Annotated in this window: 11 protein-coding genes and 1 pseudogene; 6 read left to right on the forward strand and 6 right to left on the reverse strand. The window is 63.0% G+C overall.

Translation table 11 applies throughout. The features are described 5' to 3' along the window. Positions 1 to 6 precede the first annotated feature (6 nt). On the reverse strand, positions 7 to 696 hold the full coding sequence (locus tag Q7V20_RS06260; RefSeq protein ID WP_304788294.1) for a PEP-CTERM sorting domain-containing protein: 690 nt from the start codon (positions 694 to 696) through the stop codon (positions 7 to 9). A gap of 200 nt (positions 697 to 896) precedes the next feature. On the opposite strand from Q7V20_RS06260, the gene Q7V20_RS06265 reads away from it, so the two are divergent. Then, positions 897 to 1,118: a hypothetical protein gene (locus tag Q7V20_RS06265; RefSeq protein WP_304788296.1), complete on the forward strand. Its 222-nt coding sequence runs from the start codon at positions 897 to 899 to the stop codon at positions 1,116 to 1,118. Positions 1,119 to 1,120: 2 nt separating this feature from the next. On the opposite strand, the gene Q7V20_RS06270 is transcribed toward Q7V20_RS06265, so the two are convergent. Then, positions 1,121 to 3,127 carry a DNA topoisomerase IV subunit B gene (locus Q7V20_RS06270; protein WP_304788298.1) on the reverse strand — a complete coding sequence of 669 codons (2,007 nt, stop codon included), beginning with the start codon at positions 3,125 to 3,127 and terminating at the stop codon, positions 1,121 to 1,123. Between the two features lie 18 nt (positions 3,128 to 3,145). Next, positions 3,146 to 4,480, reverse strand: coding sequence for an alkaline phosphatase family protein (locus Q7V20_RS06275; RefSeq protein ID WP_304788300.1), 1,335 nt, complete (start codon positions 4,478 to 4,480; stop codon positions 3,146 to 3,148). Positions 4,481 to 4,589: 109 nt separating this feature from the next. Between Q7V20_RS06275 and Q7V20_RS06280 the strand changes: the two genes are divergently transcribed. Then, positions 4,590 to 5,708 carry a glycine zipper 2TM domain-containing protein gene (locus Q7V20_RS06280; RefSeq protein ID WP_304788302.1) on the forward strand — a complete coding sequence of 373 codons (1,119 nt, stop codon included), beginning with the start codon at positions 4,590 to 4,592 and terminating at the stop codon, positions 5,706 to 5,708. Further along, entirely contained in the window at positions 5,705 to 5,860 is a 156-nt protein-coding gene (locus tag Q7V20_RS06285; protein ID WP_304788304.1) for a DUF3096 domain-containing protein, read from the forward strand. The genes Q7V20_RS06280 and Q7V20_RS06285 overlap by 4 nt, the downstream gene beginning before the upstream one ends. Before the next feature lie 61 nt (positions 5,861 to 5,921). On the opposite strand, the pseudogene Q7V20_RS06290 reads toward Q7V20_RS06285, so the two are convergent. Beyond that, a pseudogene (locus Q7V20_RS06290) lies at positions 5,922 to 7,370 on the reverse strand (amidase family protein); the annotation flags it as partial. A gap of 127 nt (positions 7,371 to 7,497) precedes the next feature. Between Q7V20_RS06290 and Q7V20_RS06295 the strand changes: the two are divergent. Further along, positions 7,498 to 8,544, forward strand: a complete 1,047-nt coding sequence (locus tag Q7V20_RS06295) for an AraC family transcriptional regulator (RefSeq protein WP_304788306.1) — start codon at positions 7,498 to 7,500, stop codon at positions 8,542 to 8,544. Positions 8,545 to 8,573: 29 nt separating this feature from the next. Here the strand turns inward: Q7V20_RS06295 and Q7V20_RS06300 are convergent, their stop codons facing one another. Then, positions 8,574 to 8,942 carry a DUF1428 domain-containing protein gene (locus Q7V20_RS06300; RefSeq protein ID WP_304788308.1) on the reverse strand — a complete coding sequence of 123 codons (369 nt, stop codon included), beginning with the start codon at positions 8,940 to 8,942 and terminating at the stop codon, positions 8,574 to 8,576. A 330-nt stretch (positions 8,943 to 9,272) separates the two neighbouring features. On the opposite strand from Q7V20_RS06300, the gene Q7V20_RS06305 reads away from it, so the two are divergent. Together Q7V20_RS06305 and Q7V20_RS06310 are read left to right on the forward strand one after the other, a co-directional pair. Next, a complete protein-coding gene (locus tag Q7V20_RS06305; RefSeq protein ID WP_304788323.1) occupies positions 9,273 to 9,482 on the forward strand; it encodes a hypothetical protein in 210 nt (69 codons plus the stop codon). A gap of 75 nt (positions 9,483 to 9,557) precedes the next feature. Then, complete coding sequence (locus Q7V20_RS06310) at positions 9,558 to 9,908, forward strand: RNA-binding protein (RefSeq protein WP_304788310.1); 351 nt, start codon at positions 9,558 to 9,560, stop codon at positions 9,906 to 9,908. A gap of 125 nt (positions 9,909 to 10,033) precedes the next feature. Here Q7V20_RS06310 and Q7V20_RS06315 read toward each other — a convergent pair. After that, a partial coding sequence (locus tag Q7V20_RS06315; RefSeq protein ID WP_304788313.1) for an efflux RND transporter permease subunit occupies positions 10,034 to 12,024 on the reverse strand: 1,991 nt, incomplete at its 5' end.

Below are 12,024 nucleotides of genomic sequence, written 5' to 3' on the forward strand. Positions count from 1 at the left end.
CCTTGCTCAGTGTTTGGCGCGGTCGCGCCTGCGCCGCCGCACCAGCAGAACCAAGCCACCCGCCAGAGTCAATGCCACCGACGCGGGCTCGGGAACGGCAGCCGCCGAAAACTTCACCGACTGGGTCCGCACTTCCACGGAGCCGACGGGATACAGCCAATCGTTGTCGGGGTCGTTGTGGTAGAGGGTGTCGACGACCTTGGCCTCGCCATCTCTGATCTCGTCATAGTGGGCGAAGGTGCTCGCCGTGATGGCTGCTGAATACAGTGAGCTGCAATCGCAGACGAGCGTGAAACTCAAGCTCGTGTCCTCCTTGAACGTGTGGGAATAAGTGAACTCCCTGGTCATCAGCTTGAGTTCGCTGCTGCCATCGGTGTGCAAATAGGCATCCACTTGAAAAAAGCTGTCCATCGAGAAGGACGCGGACAAGGACTGGCCCCCCACCTCTTTCAAAGACCAGGCGGTAACCCTGCTGACTTCATTAACACCGTTGGTGCGCTGGTGTAGCGTGCCATCGGGTCCGATGTCATTGGTGATGGTGAGGTTCGCTGGCTGGAGGAACAGCGAGCCCAGCACCGGCAGCCCTGCGTCGCTCGTCGCGTTGAAATCGACGATGAAACTGTTGTCCGCCATGGCAGGTGCCATGCTGCAGCCTATCACGGCTGCCAGCAACCATGATTTTTTGATCTTGAACATGCGACTCCCCTGTTGATTTGGATGGAAAAGGCAGCTTAGAGGCCAAACCAGCCTTCGCGGTGACGCGTTGTTAACGGCACCGCGACGCAGAGGGCCATCGCTGTCAGACAACGCTGACAGGCAAAGCAGACAAGGCCGATGGTTTGGCATCAGATTTTGGGTCACATTGAACCCATCACAATATTCACTGCGGTACAGACATGAACAGCATCAAAATTTTGGCCATTGCCATCATCGTCGCGGGCATCCTGGGTCTCACCTATGGCGGCTTCAGCTACACCAAGAACACATCGGCTGTGAAGCTCGGTCCGCTGGAGCTGAACGTCAAGGAGAAGGAAACCGTCAACGTTCCTCTTTGGGCGGGTGTCGGCGCCATCGTGGTGGGTGGGTTGATGCTGGCGGGCGCGGGCCGCAAGGTCTGATTTCAGATGTCGATGTCCACCTCGTCGCCATGCAGTTCCATGAGCTCGCGGCGCGAGGCGGCTTCGCCCTTGCCCATCAGCTTGTTGAATGACACGGTGGTCAAGTCGAAACCCGGCACGCCATAAGCCACCGGCAACAGGCGGCGCGTGTCGGGATTCAAGGTGGTGTCCCACAATTGCTCGGCGTTCATTTCGCCCAGGCCTTTGAAGCGGCTGATGGACCAGGTGCCTTCGCGGCAACCTTCCTTGCGCAGCTTGTCCAGCGTCGCAGTCAACTCACCTTCATCCAGCGCATACAGCTTGGCAGCAGGCTTCTTGCCGCGCGCCGGCGCATCCACGCGGAACAAGGGCGGGCGCGCGATGTAGATGTGGCCCGTTTCGATCAGCTTGGGGAAGTGCTTGAAGAACAGGGTCAGCAACAGCACCTGGATGTGCGAGCCATCGACGTCAGCGTCTGACAGGATGCAGACCTTGCCGTAGCGCAGGCCCGACAAATCCGGCGAATCGTTGGGGCCATGAGGGTCCACCCCGATGGCCACCGAGATGTCGTGGATTTCGTTGTTGGCGAACAGGCGGTCGCGCTCCACCTCCCAGGCGTTGAGCACCTTGCCGCGCAAAGGCAGGATGGCCTGGGTCTCTTTGTTGCGGCCCATCTTGGCGCTGCCACCGGCCGAATCACCTTCCACCAGAAACACTTCGTTCAGGCTGAGGTCGCGGCTTTCGCAGTCGGTGAGCTTGCCGGGCAACACGGCCACGCCGGAGCCTTTTTTCTTCTCGACCTTTTGGCCGGCCTTCTGGCGGGCCTGGGCCTGCTTGATGACCAGCTCGGCCAGCTTCTTGCCGTAGTCCACATGCTGGTTCAGCCACAGCTCCAACGATGGCTTGACGTAAGTGGTGACCAGGCGCAGCGCATCGCGGCTGTTCAGGCGCTCCTTGGTCTGGCCTTGGAACTGCGGATCAAGCACCTTGGCACTGAGCACAAAGCTGGCGCGCGAGAAAACATCGTCAGGCATCAGCTTGACGCCCTTGGGCATCAGGCTGTGCATCTCGATGAAGCCCTTGATGGCGTTGAACAGGCCATCTTTCAAACCCGCCTCGTGCGTGCCGCCCGCCACCGTGGGGATCAGGTTGACGTAGCTTTCGCGCATGGACGCGCCTTCTTCGGTGAAGGCCACGCACCAGGCGGCGCCCTCGCCTTCGGCGAAGTTCTCGGTCTCGCCGCCGGTGGCGAACTGCTCGCCTTCGAACAGCGGGATGATCGGGTCGGTGTGCAGGGCCTGCGTCAGGTAATCGCGCAGGCCGCCCTTGTAGAGCCAGGTCAGCGTCTCACCGGTTTTCTCGGTGGTCAGCGTCATCGTCACGCCGGGCATCAGCACGGCTTTGCTGCGCAGCGTGTGCATCAGCTCGCTGCGGGGCAGCTCGGCGCTTTCAAAGTATTTGGGATCGGGCCAGGCGCGGGCGGTGGTGCCGTTCTTGCGCTCGCCGGAGGCCAGTGGGCGCACGGTCAAGAGCTCGATCACATCGCCACCGCTGAAGGCCAGTTGGGCCACTTGTTTTTCGCGATAGACAGTGACTTGCAAGCGCGTGGACAGCGCATTGGTCACGCTCACGCCCACGCCGTGCAAGCCGCCCGAGAAGCTGTAGGCGCCGCCCGAACCCTTGTCGAACTTGCCACCGGCGTGCAGGCGCGTGAACACGATCTCAACCACTGGCACCTGCTCTTCCGGGTGCAGGCCAAAGGGGATGCCCCGACCGTCGTCTTCCACGCTGATCGAGCCGTCGGTGTGCAGGGTAACGGCGATGCGCTTGCCGAAACCGGCCAGGGCTTCGTCGGCCGCGTTGTCAATCACCTCTTGGATGATGTGCAGCGGGTTGTCGGTGCGGGTGTACATGCCCGGGCGCTGCTTGACGGGCTCCAGGCCCTTGAGCACTCGGATCGACGACTCGCCATAGCTGGTGCTGGGCTTGGTGGAGGAAGAAACGGGGACAGGATTGGGTTTCGATGACATGGGCGCGATTCTACGAACTTAACGGGGGCGGAAGACTTCGGCCACCGGCCGCAGATTGAGCCACTCTTTTTCGGCTTCCGAGCCAGAACCGTCCACAACTTGGTGAAATTGCCGGAAATCGGACTTGAAACGCTCTAACGCGCCATTCAGCCACAGCACCGTGGCCAGGATGTTGAGGTGATCCACCCGCCCGGCGAAATCGCCCTGCTTCACGCCTGCGCCGAAAAACAGGGTCGGGATGCGGCCCGCGCCGGTGATGTAGCCGTTGCCCCGGCTGGCATCGGTGCTGCCGTCTTCGTCAAAAGTGATGATGAGCAGGCTGTTGTGGGCCTTGGCCCAGGTCGCGTAGGCGCCGATGTTCTGGCGCAGCCAATCGTCGGCCACCTGGGCTGTGTTGCTGTGGGCGTCGTGCTGCTCATTGGGGACGACGATGGACACGTGGGGCAACTGCGTGAAAGGCAGCGGCCGCCCTTCTGCATCTTGGTCAAAACCGCGGAAGGATTGCTTCAGCACCGGGTCTTTCGTCGGCGCGAAGCCCAAGTTGACGTCAACAGGCAGCACGTGATGCGCCAGGTCGCCCTTCAGGCCGCGCGGACTGGTGGGTGCCACTTGATCGGTCCAGTTGACGGCGGGGTTGTGTTTGCGGCGGTAGAAATCGGTCTGGGCCTGGGCGCTGGCGCAAGCCGCCACCCTGTCATCGGTGGCGCAGCCCCAACTGGGGTACGGCAGTGATTCGCTGAAGCTGGCGAAGCTGCGGCCCGACTGCAGCAGCGCGGCACCCAGGTTGGGCGCTGTCAATGGCAGCCAAGCCTCAGGCAGGATTTGGTTGCCCACGCCGATGCTGGTCTGGCGCGGAGATGGCAGCAATTGGCCTTGGCGGTCGTACAAGGCTTGGCCCTTGTAGGGCGAGCGGGTGTCTTCAAACCAGGCTGGCAACACGCCCTGGTGGTGGCCTGAAAACAGATAAAGGTAGTTGGGCTGGCTGGGCCGCGTGGGCAAGGCCGAGCCATAAGGCGTGCGCGTGAAATGCGAGTTGGTGAAGCGCGCGCCCTGGCTGGCCAGCTCGTGGAGGTAGCGCCAGTTGGAGCTGCTGGCAAACACGGGCGCATCGCCCCTTTTGAGCTGGGCCTCGGTGGCTTCAAAAGCCGACAGGTTTTCAAGGATGACGATGACGGTGTGGTCGGGGCGCCAGGCCGGGACGGGCTCGTTTGGCGTTGGCGCGGGCTCGGTTTTGGCAGGGGGCTTGCGGCGGGCGGCGGCGAGGGCAGACAGGGGCCCGGCACTGAGCAAAGTGGCGAGGAGGCGGCGCAGGGTGGTGCGGCGTGTGATGGCGGCGGGGCGGCGGGGCTTCATGGGGCCGTAGGTTAGCCCACGCCAAATATCTTTTTTGTTCTGTCGGCCGTGGCGGCGTGTGCCGCGTTAAACCTGGGTACGTGCCCGCTTCGTGGCACGCTGGAAGCTCATGATGAACCTGCCCTCACGATTGTCCGTGCTCATTCTCGCGCTGGCGGCGGCCTTGCCGCTGACAGTGGCCACGTCTGCCCACGCACAGACGGCCACGGCCACGATGGTCACCGCCGACAGCTTCGGCGTCGAACAGGTCCGCGCCTTGACACCCGGCACCGAGCTGACCTTCAGGCTCACGGCCACACCGGGGTCCGAGGTCACGCTGCAGATTGGCGGCGCCACCTCCGGCGTTCGCCTGCAGGAAGTCCGTCCCGGCGTCTACGAAGGCGACTACACCGTTCGCACACGCGACCGACTGACGGCAACCAGCCTCGTGACGGCACGCATCGCGCGCGATGGCCGAGAGATGAATGCCACGCTGGACCAGTCGCTGGTGCGCGGCGCGCCCAGCCCAGTGCAAACGGCACGCATCGGGGCCTTCACGGTCAATGCGCCGGATCGCATCCGCGCTGGCGATGAGCTGAAGTTCTCCCTCTCGGGCGTGCCTGGCGGCACGGCCCGGGTGGCCATCGAGGGCATCACCAATGCCATGCCCCTGACCGAGGTCAGTCGCGGCTTGTACGAAGGCAGCTACACCGTGTCTCGCAGGGACCGTCTGCGCGGCAAACTGGTCGCCACCGGTTTCCTCAAGGTCGGGCAGAAGGAAACGAGCCAGCGCTTCGTGCGTGAGCAAGTGGCGAACACAGGCGCCAACACAAACGCCTACGGCTGCGACCGTAACGAACGCCGCGAGGACCGCCGCGCCGACAACATGGCCAACACCACTTGTGGCGTCGTGACGGCCGTTGGCAAGGCCGAAATCGACGACGAAAACTCGCACAATGTGCTGGGCACCGTCGCTGGCGGCGTGATCGGCGCCGTGCTCGGCAACCAGGTGGGCGGCGGTTCGGGCAAGGACATCGCCCGCATCGTTGGCGCCCTCGGCGGCGCTTACGCGGGCAACCGCATCCAGAACGCCAGGGACAAGACCACGGTGTACCGCGTCACAGTCCAGCTGGAAGACGGCAGCACCAAGAACTTTGACCACGCGGTGGACCCGGTGCTGCCGGTCGGTGCGCGCGTGAAGATCGTCGATGGCGCCATCGTGCGCCGCTCGACAGGAGGCTCGCAATGAATCTGCATCTGGGCCTGACGCCGCTGATTTCGCTGCTTGCGGGCATCCTCATTCTGGTGATGCCACGCTTGCTCAACTACATCGTGGCGATCTACCTGATTGCGATTGGGCTGATCGGGCTGGTGGGGGCTGGTGGCCTGCGGATTGGCTGATCGGATGGTCGCCAGCGGGCAGGCGGCCCGATTCGGGCAGAAGTAGTGCGGTCTCAGCCAGTAATTGCGCGAATTTGATCGTCGTGCGGTCACTGTACGGCGCCCCAATGATCTGCACGTTCACGGGCAGCCCTTCCGCTGTGCGCGCCACTGGCGCGCTGGTAGCAGGAAGGCCCAACACCGTCGCCGCTGCGATCCACATGAACAGGTCGCTGTAATGCCGCATGCGCCCATCGATCAGCACTCGCCGCATGGCGAACAGCGAGTCATCATGCGGGAAGGCTGTCGTCATCGTGGGTGGCGCCAGTATCACGTCGTATTGATCAAAGGCGGCACAGAAGCGCTCGCGCAAAACCAGCGCTTCCTCGATCAACGCCAGCCAGCGTCCATGGCTCATCGTCATGCCCTCGACGAACTTGTCCAGGCATTTCGGTGAATCCATCACCTTGCCCACGCCGCGCAAGATCGCCGGTGTCCAGCCCATCGCTGGCGCAACCATGCCCTTGGCCATGCGCTCGGAGCGCGTCAACCAGGCCTTCATGAGCGCCCCCATCTGCATCGTGTAGTTGGGGTACAGGTCCATCAGCGCGAGGCCCGCTGGAGCGCCGTGGCTGACCTGCGCGCCGGCATCGGTCAGTTGCCCAGCAAGGCTGCGGTAGGCGGCGGCCATGCGAGAGTCGATAGGACAATCAGCATCTTCTGTCCACATCAAAACCCGAAAGTCGGCCAGGCGCTCATGCCGAGGGGCGGGCAAGTCCAAACGCCACCCAGGCTGCATGGCTGAGGACGGTGCCGCGATGATGTCCAGCAGCAGCGCCAAGTCTTCCGCACTGCGCGCCATGGGCCCGGCAACGGCCAGGTCTGGCTCGCCAATGTGTCCTGGATCGCTTGGCACGTGGCCGCGCATCGAGATGATGCCGTGCGTGCTCTTATGGCCGTAGACACCACAAAAGTGAGCGGGGATGCGGATCGACCCGCCGATGTCACTGCCCACCTCCAGCGGCGTGAAACCGCATGCCAGCGCTGCAGCGGCGCCGCCCGATGAGCCGCCAGTGGTCAGCGAAGGGTCCCAAGGATTGCGGCTGATGCCATGGATTGGATTGTTGGTCTGGATGTCCAGCGCCTTGTAAGGCACATTGGTCTTGCCAAAGACAATGGCGCCAGCATCCTGCAGTCGCTGCACGGGGGCCGCCGGCTTTTGCGGGCGGTGATCACGGTACTCGGGTGCGCCAGCGGTACAGGGAAAGCCTGGTACTTCCCAGGTGTCCTTGATGGTCATCGGTAGACCGTGCAGCGGGCCCCAGCACTCGCCACGGCGCGTGGCGGCATCGGCCTCGTCGGCACGGCGGCGTGCCAGCTCCACATTCATCGCGATGACGGCATTGATGGGCGCGTTGCGCTGCTTTATGCGTGCCAAGTAGTGTTCCAGCAAGTCACGGCTGCCGATGCGGCCCTCTGCCAGTGCGCCAGCCAGTTGGCCCGCGCTGAGCGTGTCGTCGATGTTACTCATTTAGCGTTGTCTCACCATCTTTATCATGCCCACTGGCAATGACTTCATTCTTGTGATGAACCGCACATTGCCGTGAGGGGAGGCGCAGACATAATGCTTGTCAGTTTCGGCCAAACGCAGCAGCCACATGCACACACTTCCCAAGTACGCCTCGGCGCTGCCCACAGTGCCCGCTCTGTTCACGCGCAGTTACCTGGGGCTCGCCGAAGAGCATGGCCATGCGACGGCGGAGGTGCTTCGCAAAGCCGGCATCTCTTCCGCTCAGGGCCCGGCAGGGCCAGAGTTGGCGATGGAACAGTACCTGCGCCTCCTCGACACCATCGCCGAAATGCTGGGCCCTGGCATCAGCATCGGTACGGAGATGGGTTGGCGGATTCCACCGGCGGCACTGGGCGCTCTGGGGACGGCGGTGTTGTCATGTGCCACGGGCCACGATGCACTGGCGCTGTGCCGCCGATTTTGGGATTTCTACGGCGTAGGCGTAGCGCTGGACATCACCACCGTCGATGGCGTGTGCATGCTGCAGTTCCAGACTTTGCCCTCCCTGGTACCAGACAGGCACCGCCACAAGGTGCTGGAAGCAATGGTTGCCGGCTTCGTACGCGGCATCACCAGCGTGCAGCGGGTGGAACCAAAGCAGTTGACCGTCTGGTTCGATGTCGAAGAGCCCGCGTATGCTGACTCGGTTCGGCGTCGGCTGGGCATTGTGCGCTGGGGCATGCCGATCTGCTGCATCCGCTGGCCAGCCCATCTGTTGGACGATCCGCTGCCGCAGGCAAGCAAGCTGGCCCTTGATGATGCCCTGCGCCAATGCGAGCAGGCGGAACGGCTCCTAGGCAAACGCATGAATGAGATCGCCGAACTTGTGCGGTGCGAACTGGTGTTGCACGACGACAGCTACCCTGGCTTGGAAACGGTGGCTGAGCGGCTGAACATGAGCACGCGCACCCTGCGCCGTCGATTGCAGGGCCAGGGCTTGCGCTTCATAGACCTCTTGCATACAGCACGCCGCCGTGATGCGCTGTCGCTGCTGGCACACCCGGCGCTGGAAGTGGCGCAGATCGCACAGATGCTGGGCTATGCCGATCCGGCTAACTTCACGCGCGCGTTTCGGCAATGGACTGGGCTCACACCCAGAGCCTGGCGGCAAGCGCATCGACCGACTCAACCCTAGGCGTACGGACAGTCCTGCGGTTGCGCTGCTCAAGCCTTCACTTCGACCACCTGTTCGAAGCCGCCGAAGATCATGCGTTTGCCGTCGAAGGGCATGGGCGGGTTGCCGGGCGTGGACGGATCCATGCGCGGGTCTTCCATCATCTTATTCATGCCTGCGTCGCGCGTGGCCTTGTCCGGCCATTCGACCCACGAAAAGGCCACCGTCTCCTCGGCCGTGGCCTGGACTGCGCGGCGGAAATCGGTGACTTTGCCGTCGGGGACATCGTCGCCCCAACCTTCGATCACACGGATCGCGCCCAGCTCGATGAACATCGAGTCGAAATGGCGAGCGTGCTCAATGAACTTCTGCTTGTTGGCGGTGGGGACCGCGATCACGAATCCATCGATGTATGACATGTCTTCACTCCTGTTAAGTTGAACGGTCGGCGCGCCCGCCTGAGGGCACCCCGTATCCCATCGACGAACAACGGGAAGCAAAATCGACATAGCGCGCCTGGCAGGAGAGCATGCGCCCTTTGGCGGCGTTGGTGGTATAATCTTCCCTCGCGCAGTAGAGGCGACGCCTTTTCAGAGGCGAACACCTCGTCCATGCTGGCCGCGTTTTGCGACTTTCGTCGCCCTTTTGGTCTGCCGAGCTGCAGCCAACCGAGCCCCCGATGCTCACGCAGGTCGATTCATGCCTGCGCACCCCACTGATTGAACAAGATTTCAAATATCGCCATTTCCATGGGCAAGTACGTCGTTTCGCCCGCGACACACCAGACCGACTGCGGCCGCTTCCGCGCCTCCTTCTCGGTCCATCGCTCACAGGGCAACGGTAGCTACTCCCGTGTGTTCCGTTTTGACAAAACCTTTGCCTCGCGCGAAGCTGCCCGGCTCTTTGCAGTCACCCAGGGCTGGCTGGAAACGTGCATACCGCATCCTTCCACCTGCTGATTCCCTATTCGCACACCCCGCACACCCCGCACACCCGCATCCTGACGATGCGCCATGATTCAGAAAGGCTCTTCCATGAGCAGCAAGATTTACGTGGGCAATCTGCCCTACTCCGTGACCGATTCCAGCCTGAAAGACAACTTCGCCGCATTTGGCAGCGTTTCCTCCGCCAAGGTCATGATGGACCGGGAAACCGGCAACTCCAAGGGCTTCGCGTTTGTGGAAATGGCCTCCGCTGAAGTTGCCCAGGCCGCCATCACCGCTCTGAACGGCATGTCCGTTGATGGACGCTCGATTGTCGTGAGCCTGGCTCGTCCCCGCGAAGAAGCCAGCGGCTCGGGCGGATACAGCGCGGCTGGCTACAGTTCAGCCAAACGTTCGGACATCGGCTATGGCACGGGTGGCTACGGAGGCGGTCGCTACTGAACCTGGGCGCTTCCTGTGAAAGACCGACTCCTGAGTCGGTTTTTTTTCGTCCCCACCAGGGATGTGGAGGCGAACCCATGTCGGCTTTTGGTCGACCGTTGCGCTGCACCGATAGGTAGGCGATATCAATGTGGTCCTCGTACTGACCATGCCGTCAGCGGTAACGCATGCTCGCCATCCCCGCGATGCGCCCACCGATACAGCAGCGGCAGAACCAACAATGTCAGCACGGTGGACGACAGGATGCCGCCAATCACCACCGTGGCCAGGGGCCGCTGCACTTCAGCCCCCGTGCCAATGGCCACCGCCATGGGCACAAAACCCAAGCTGGCCACCAAGGCGGTCATGAGCACCGGGCGCAGACGCGTCAAGGCCCCTTCCCGGATCGCAGGTTCCAAAGCCATGCCCCCTTCACGCAAGCTGCGGATATAGGCAATCATCACCAGACCATTGAGCACCGCCACGCCCGACAGCGCGATGAACCCCACACCCGCCGAGATGGACAGCGGGATGTCGCGCAACCACAGCGCGGCGACACCGCCCGTCAACGCAAAGGGCACGCCAGTGAACACCAGCAAGCCATCTTTGACATTGCCAAACATGGCGAACAGCAGCAAGAACACCAGCAGCAAAGCCACCGGCACCACGATGGCCAAGCGGCTCGAGGCCGATTGCAATTGTTCAAACGTGCCGCCCCAGGTGGTCCAGTAGCCAGCGGGCACCTTCACACCCGCCTCGATCCTGGTCTGCGCCTCACCCACAAAACTGCCGATGTCCCTGCCCCGCACATTGGCGGTGACCACCACGCGGCGCTTGCCTGCTTCGCGGCTGATCTGGTTGGGGCCTGGGGTGAAGTCCATCGTGGCCACGTCGGCCAGGCGGGCATGGCCCGCGTGTTCGCCCGCGGCGTTGGCAGGCAAGCGAAGGGGCAGTTGACCCAGCGCATCCAGGTCACTGCGCAGAGTTTCAGGCAAGCGCACCAGGATGTCGAAGCGGCGGTCGCCTTCGAACACCGCACCGGCTTCGCGGCCGCCAAGTGCAGTCGCCAGGGTGTCCTGGATGTCGCCCACGTTCAGCCCCAGGCGCGCGGCTTTCTCGCGGTCGATCTGCACAGACAGCATGGGCAGGCCGGTGGTTTGTTCCACCTTCACATCTTCGGCGCCCGGCACGGCTTCCAGCACCTTGGCGATCTGCTCGGCGGTTTCATTGAGCGTGTCCATGTCGTCGCCAAACACCTTCACGGCCACGTCGCTGCGCACGCCCGAGATCAGCTCGTTGAAGCGCATCTGGATGGGTTGCGTGAACTCGTAATTGTTGCCGGGCACCTTCATCACGGCCGCTTGCAAGGCCTCAATCAGGTCTTGCTTGGGCCGCTTGGGATCGGGCCACTGATCGCGCGGCTTGAGCATCACGAAGGTGTCGGCCACGCTCGGGGGCATGGGGTCGGTGGCGATCTCGGCCGTGCCCATTTTGGCGAACACATTGTCCACCTCGGGGAAGGCTTTGATGGTGCGCTCCAGCTGATTCTGCATCTCGATGGCCTGGCTCAGGCTGGTGCCAGGGATGCGCAGCGCGTGCAAGGCGATGTCGTGCTCGTCCAGGCTGGGGATGAACTCACTGCCCATGCGGGTGGCCATCAAGGCGGCCAGGGCCACGGACACCGCCGTGATGGTGAGCACCAGTGGTGGCCGTGACAGGGCTTTGTCCAACAGCGGTTCATACGAGCGCTTGGCCCAGCCCATCAGGCGATTCTCTTTCTCGCTGACCGGGCCGGTGAGCAACAAGGCCACGGCCGCTGGCACAAAGGTCATCGACAGGATCATGGCGCCCAACAAGGCCGCCACCACGGTGAAGGCCATGGGGTGGAACATCTTGCCCTCCACGCCGGTGAGCGCGAAGATCGGCAGGTACACCACCATGATGATGAGCTGGCCGAACAACAGCGGCTTGCGTGCTTCCCTGGCGGCCGCGAACACTTCGTGAAAGCGCTCGTTGCGCGTCAATGCTCGCCCCGCCACGGCTTGCGCATGAGCCAGCCGCCGCACGCAGTTCTCCACGATCACCACGGCGCCGTCGATGATGATGCCGAAATCCAGCGCCCCCAGGCTCATCAGGT

Origin of the sequence: Aquabacterium sp., assembly GCF_030652515.1 — a bacterium.
Classification (GTDB): domain Bacteria; phylum Pseudomonadota; class Gammaproteobacteria; order Burkholderiales; family Burkholderiaceae_C; genus Aquabacterium.

What these genes read in the sequence shown, in the direction of transcription:
- Q7V20_RS06260 (WP_304788294.1), bottom strand. Translation starts at nt 696, where the DNA reads ATGTTCAAGATCAAAAAATCATGGTTGCTGGCAGCCGTGATAGGCTGC.
- Q7V20_RS06265 (WP_304788296.1), top strand. Translation starts at nt 897, where the DNA reads ATGAACAGCATCAAAATTTTGGCCATTGCCATCATCGTCGCGGGCATC.
- Q7V20_RS06270 (WP_304788298.1), bottom strand. Translation starts at nt 3,127, where the DNA reads ATGTCATCGAAACCCAATCCTGTCCCCGTTTCTTCCTCCACCAAGCCC.
- Q7V20_RS06275 (WP_304788300.1), bottom strand. Translation starts at nt 4,480, where the DNA reads ATGAAGCCCCGCCGCCCCGCCGCCATCACACGCCGCACCACCCTGCGC.
- Q7V20_RS06280 (WP_304788302.1), top strand. Translation starts at nt 4,590, where the DNA reads ATGATGAACCTGCCCTCACGATTGTCCGTGCTCATTCTCGCGCTGGCG.
- Q7V20_RS06285 (WP_304788304.1), top strand. Translation starts at nt 5,705, where the DNA reads ATGAATCTGCATCTGGGCCTGACGCCGCTGATTTCGCTGCTTGCGGGC.
- Q7V20_RS06295 (WP_304788306.1), top strand. Translation starts at nt 7,498, where the DNA reads ATGCACACACTTCCCAAGTACGCCTCGGCGCTGCCCACAGTGCCCGCT.
- Q7V20_RS06300 (WP_304788308.1), bottom strand. Translation starts at nt 8,942, where the DNA reads ATGTCATACATCGATGGATTCGTGATCGCGGTCCCCACCGCCAACAAG.
- Q7V20_RS06305 (WP_304788323.1), top strand. Translation starts at nt 9,273, where the DNA reads ATGGGCAAGTACGTCGTTTCGCCCGCGACACACCAGACCGACTGCGGC.
- Q7V20_RS06310 (WP_304788310.1), top strand. Translation starts at nt 9,558, where the DNA reads ATGAGCAGCAAGATTTACGTGGGCAATCTGCCCTACTCCGTGACCGAT.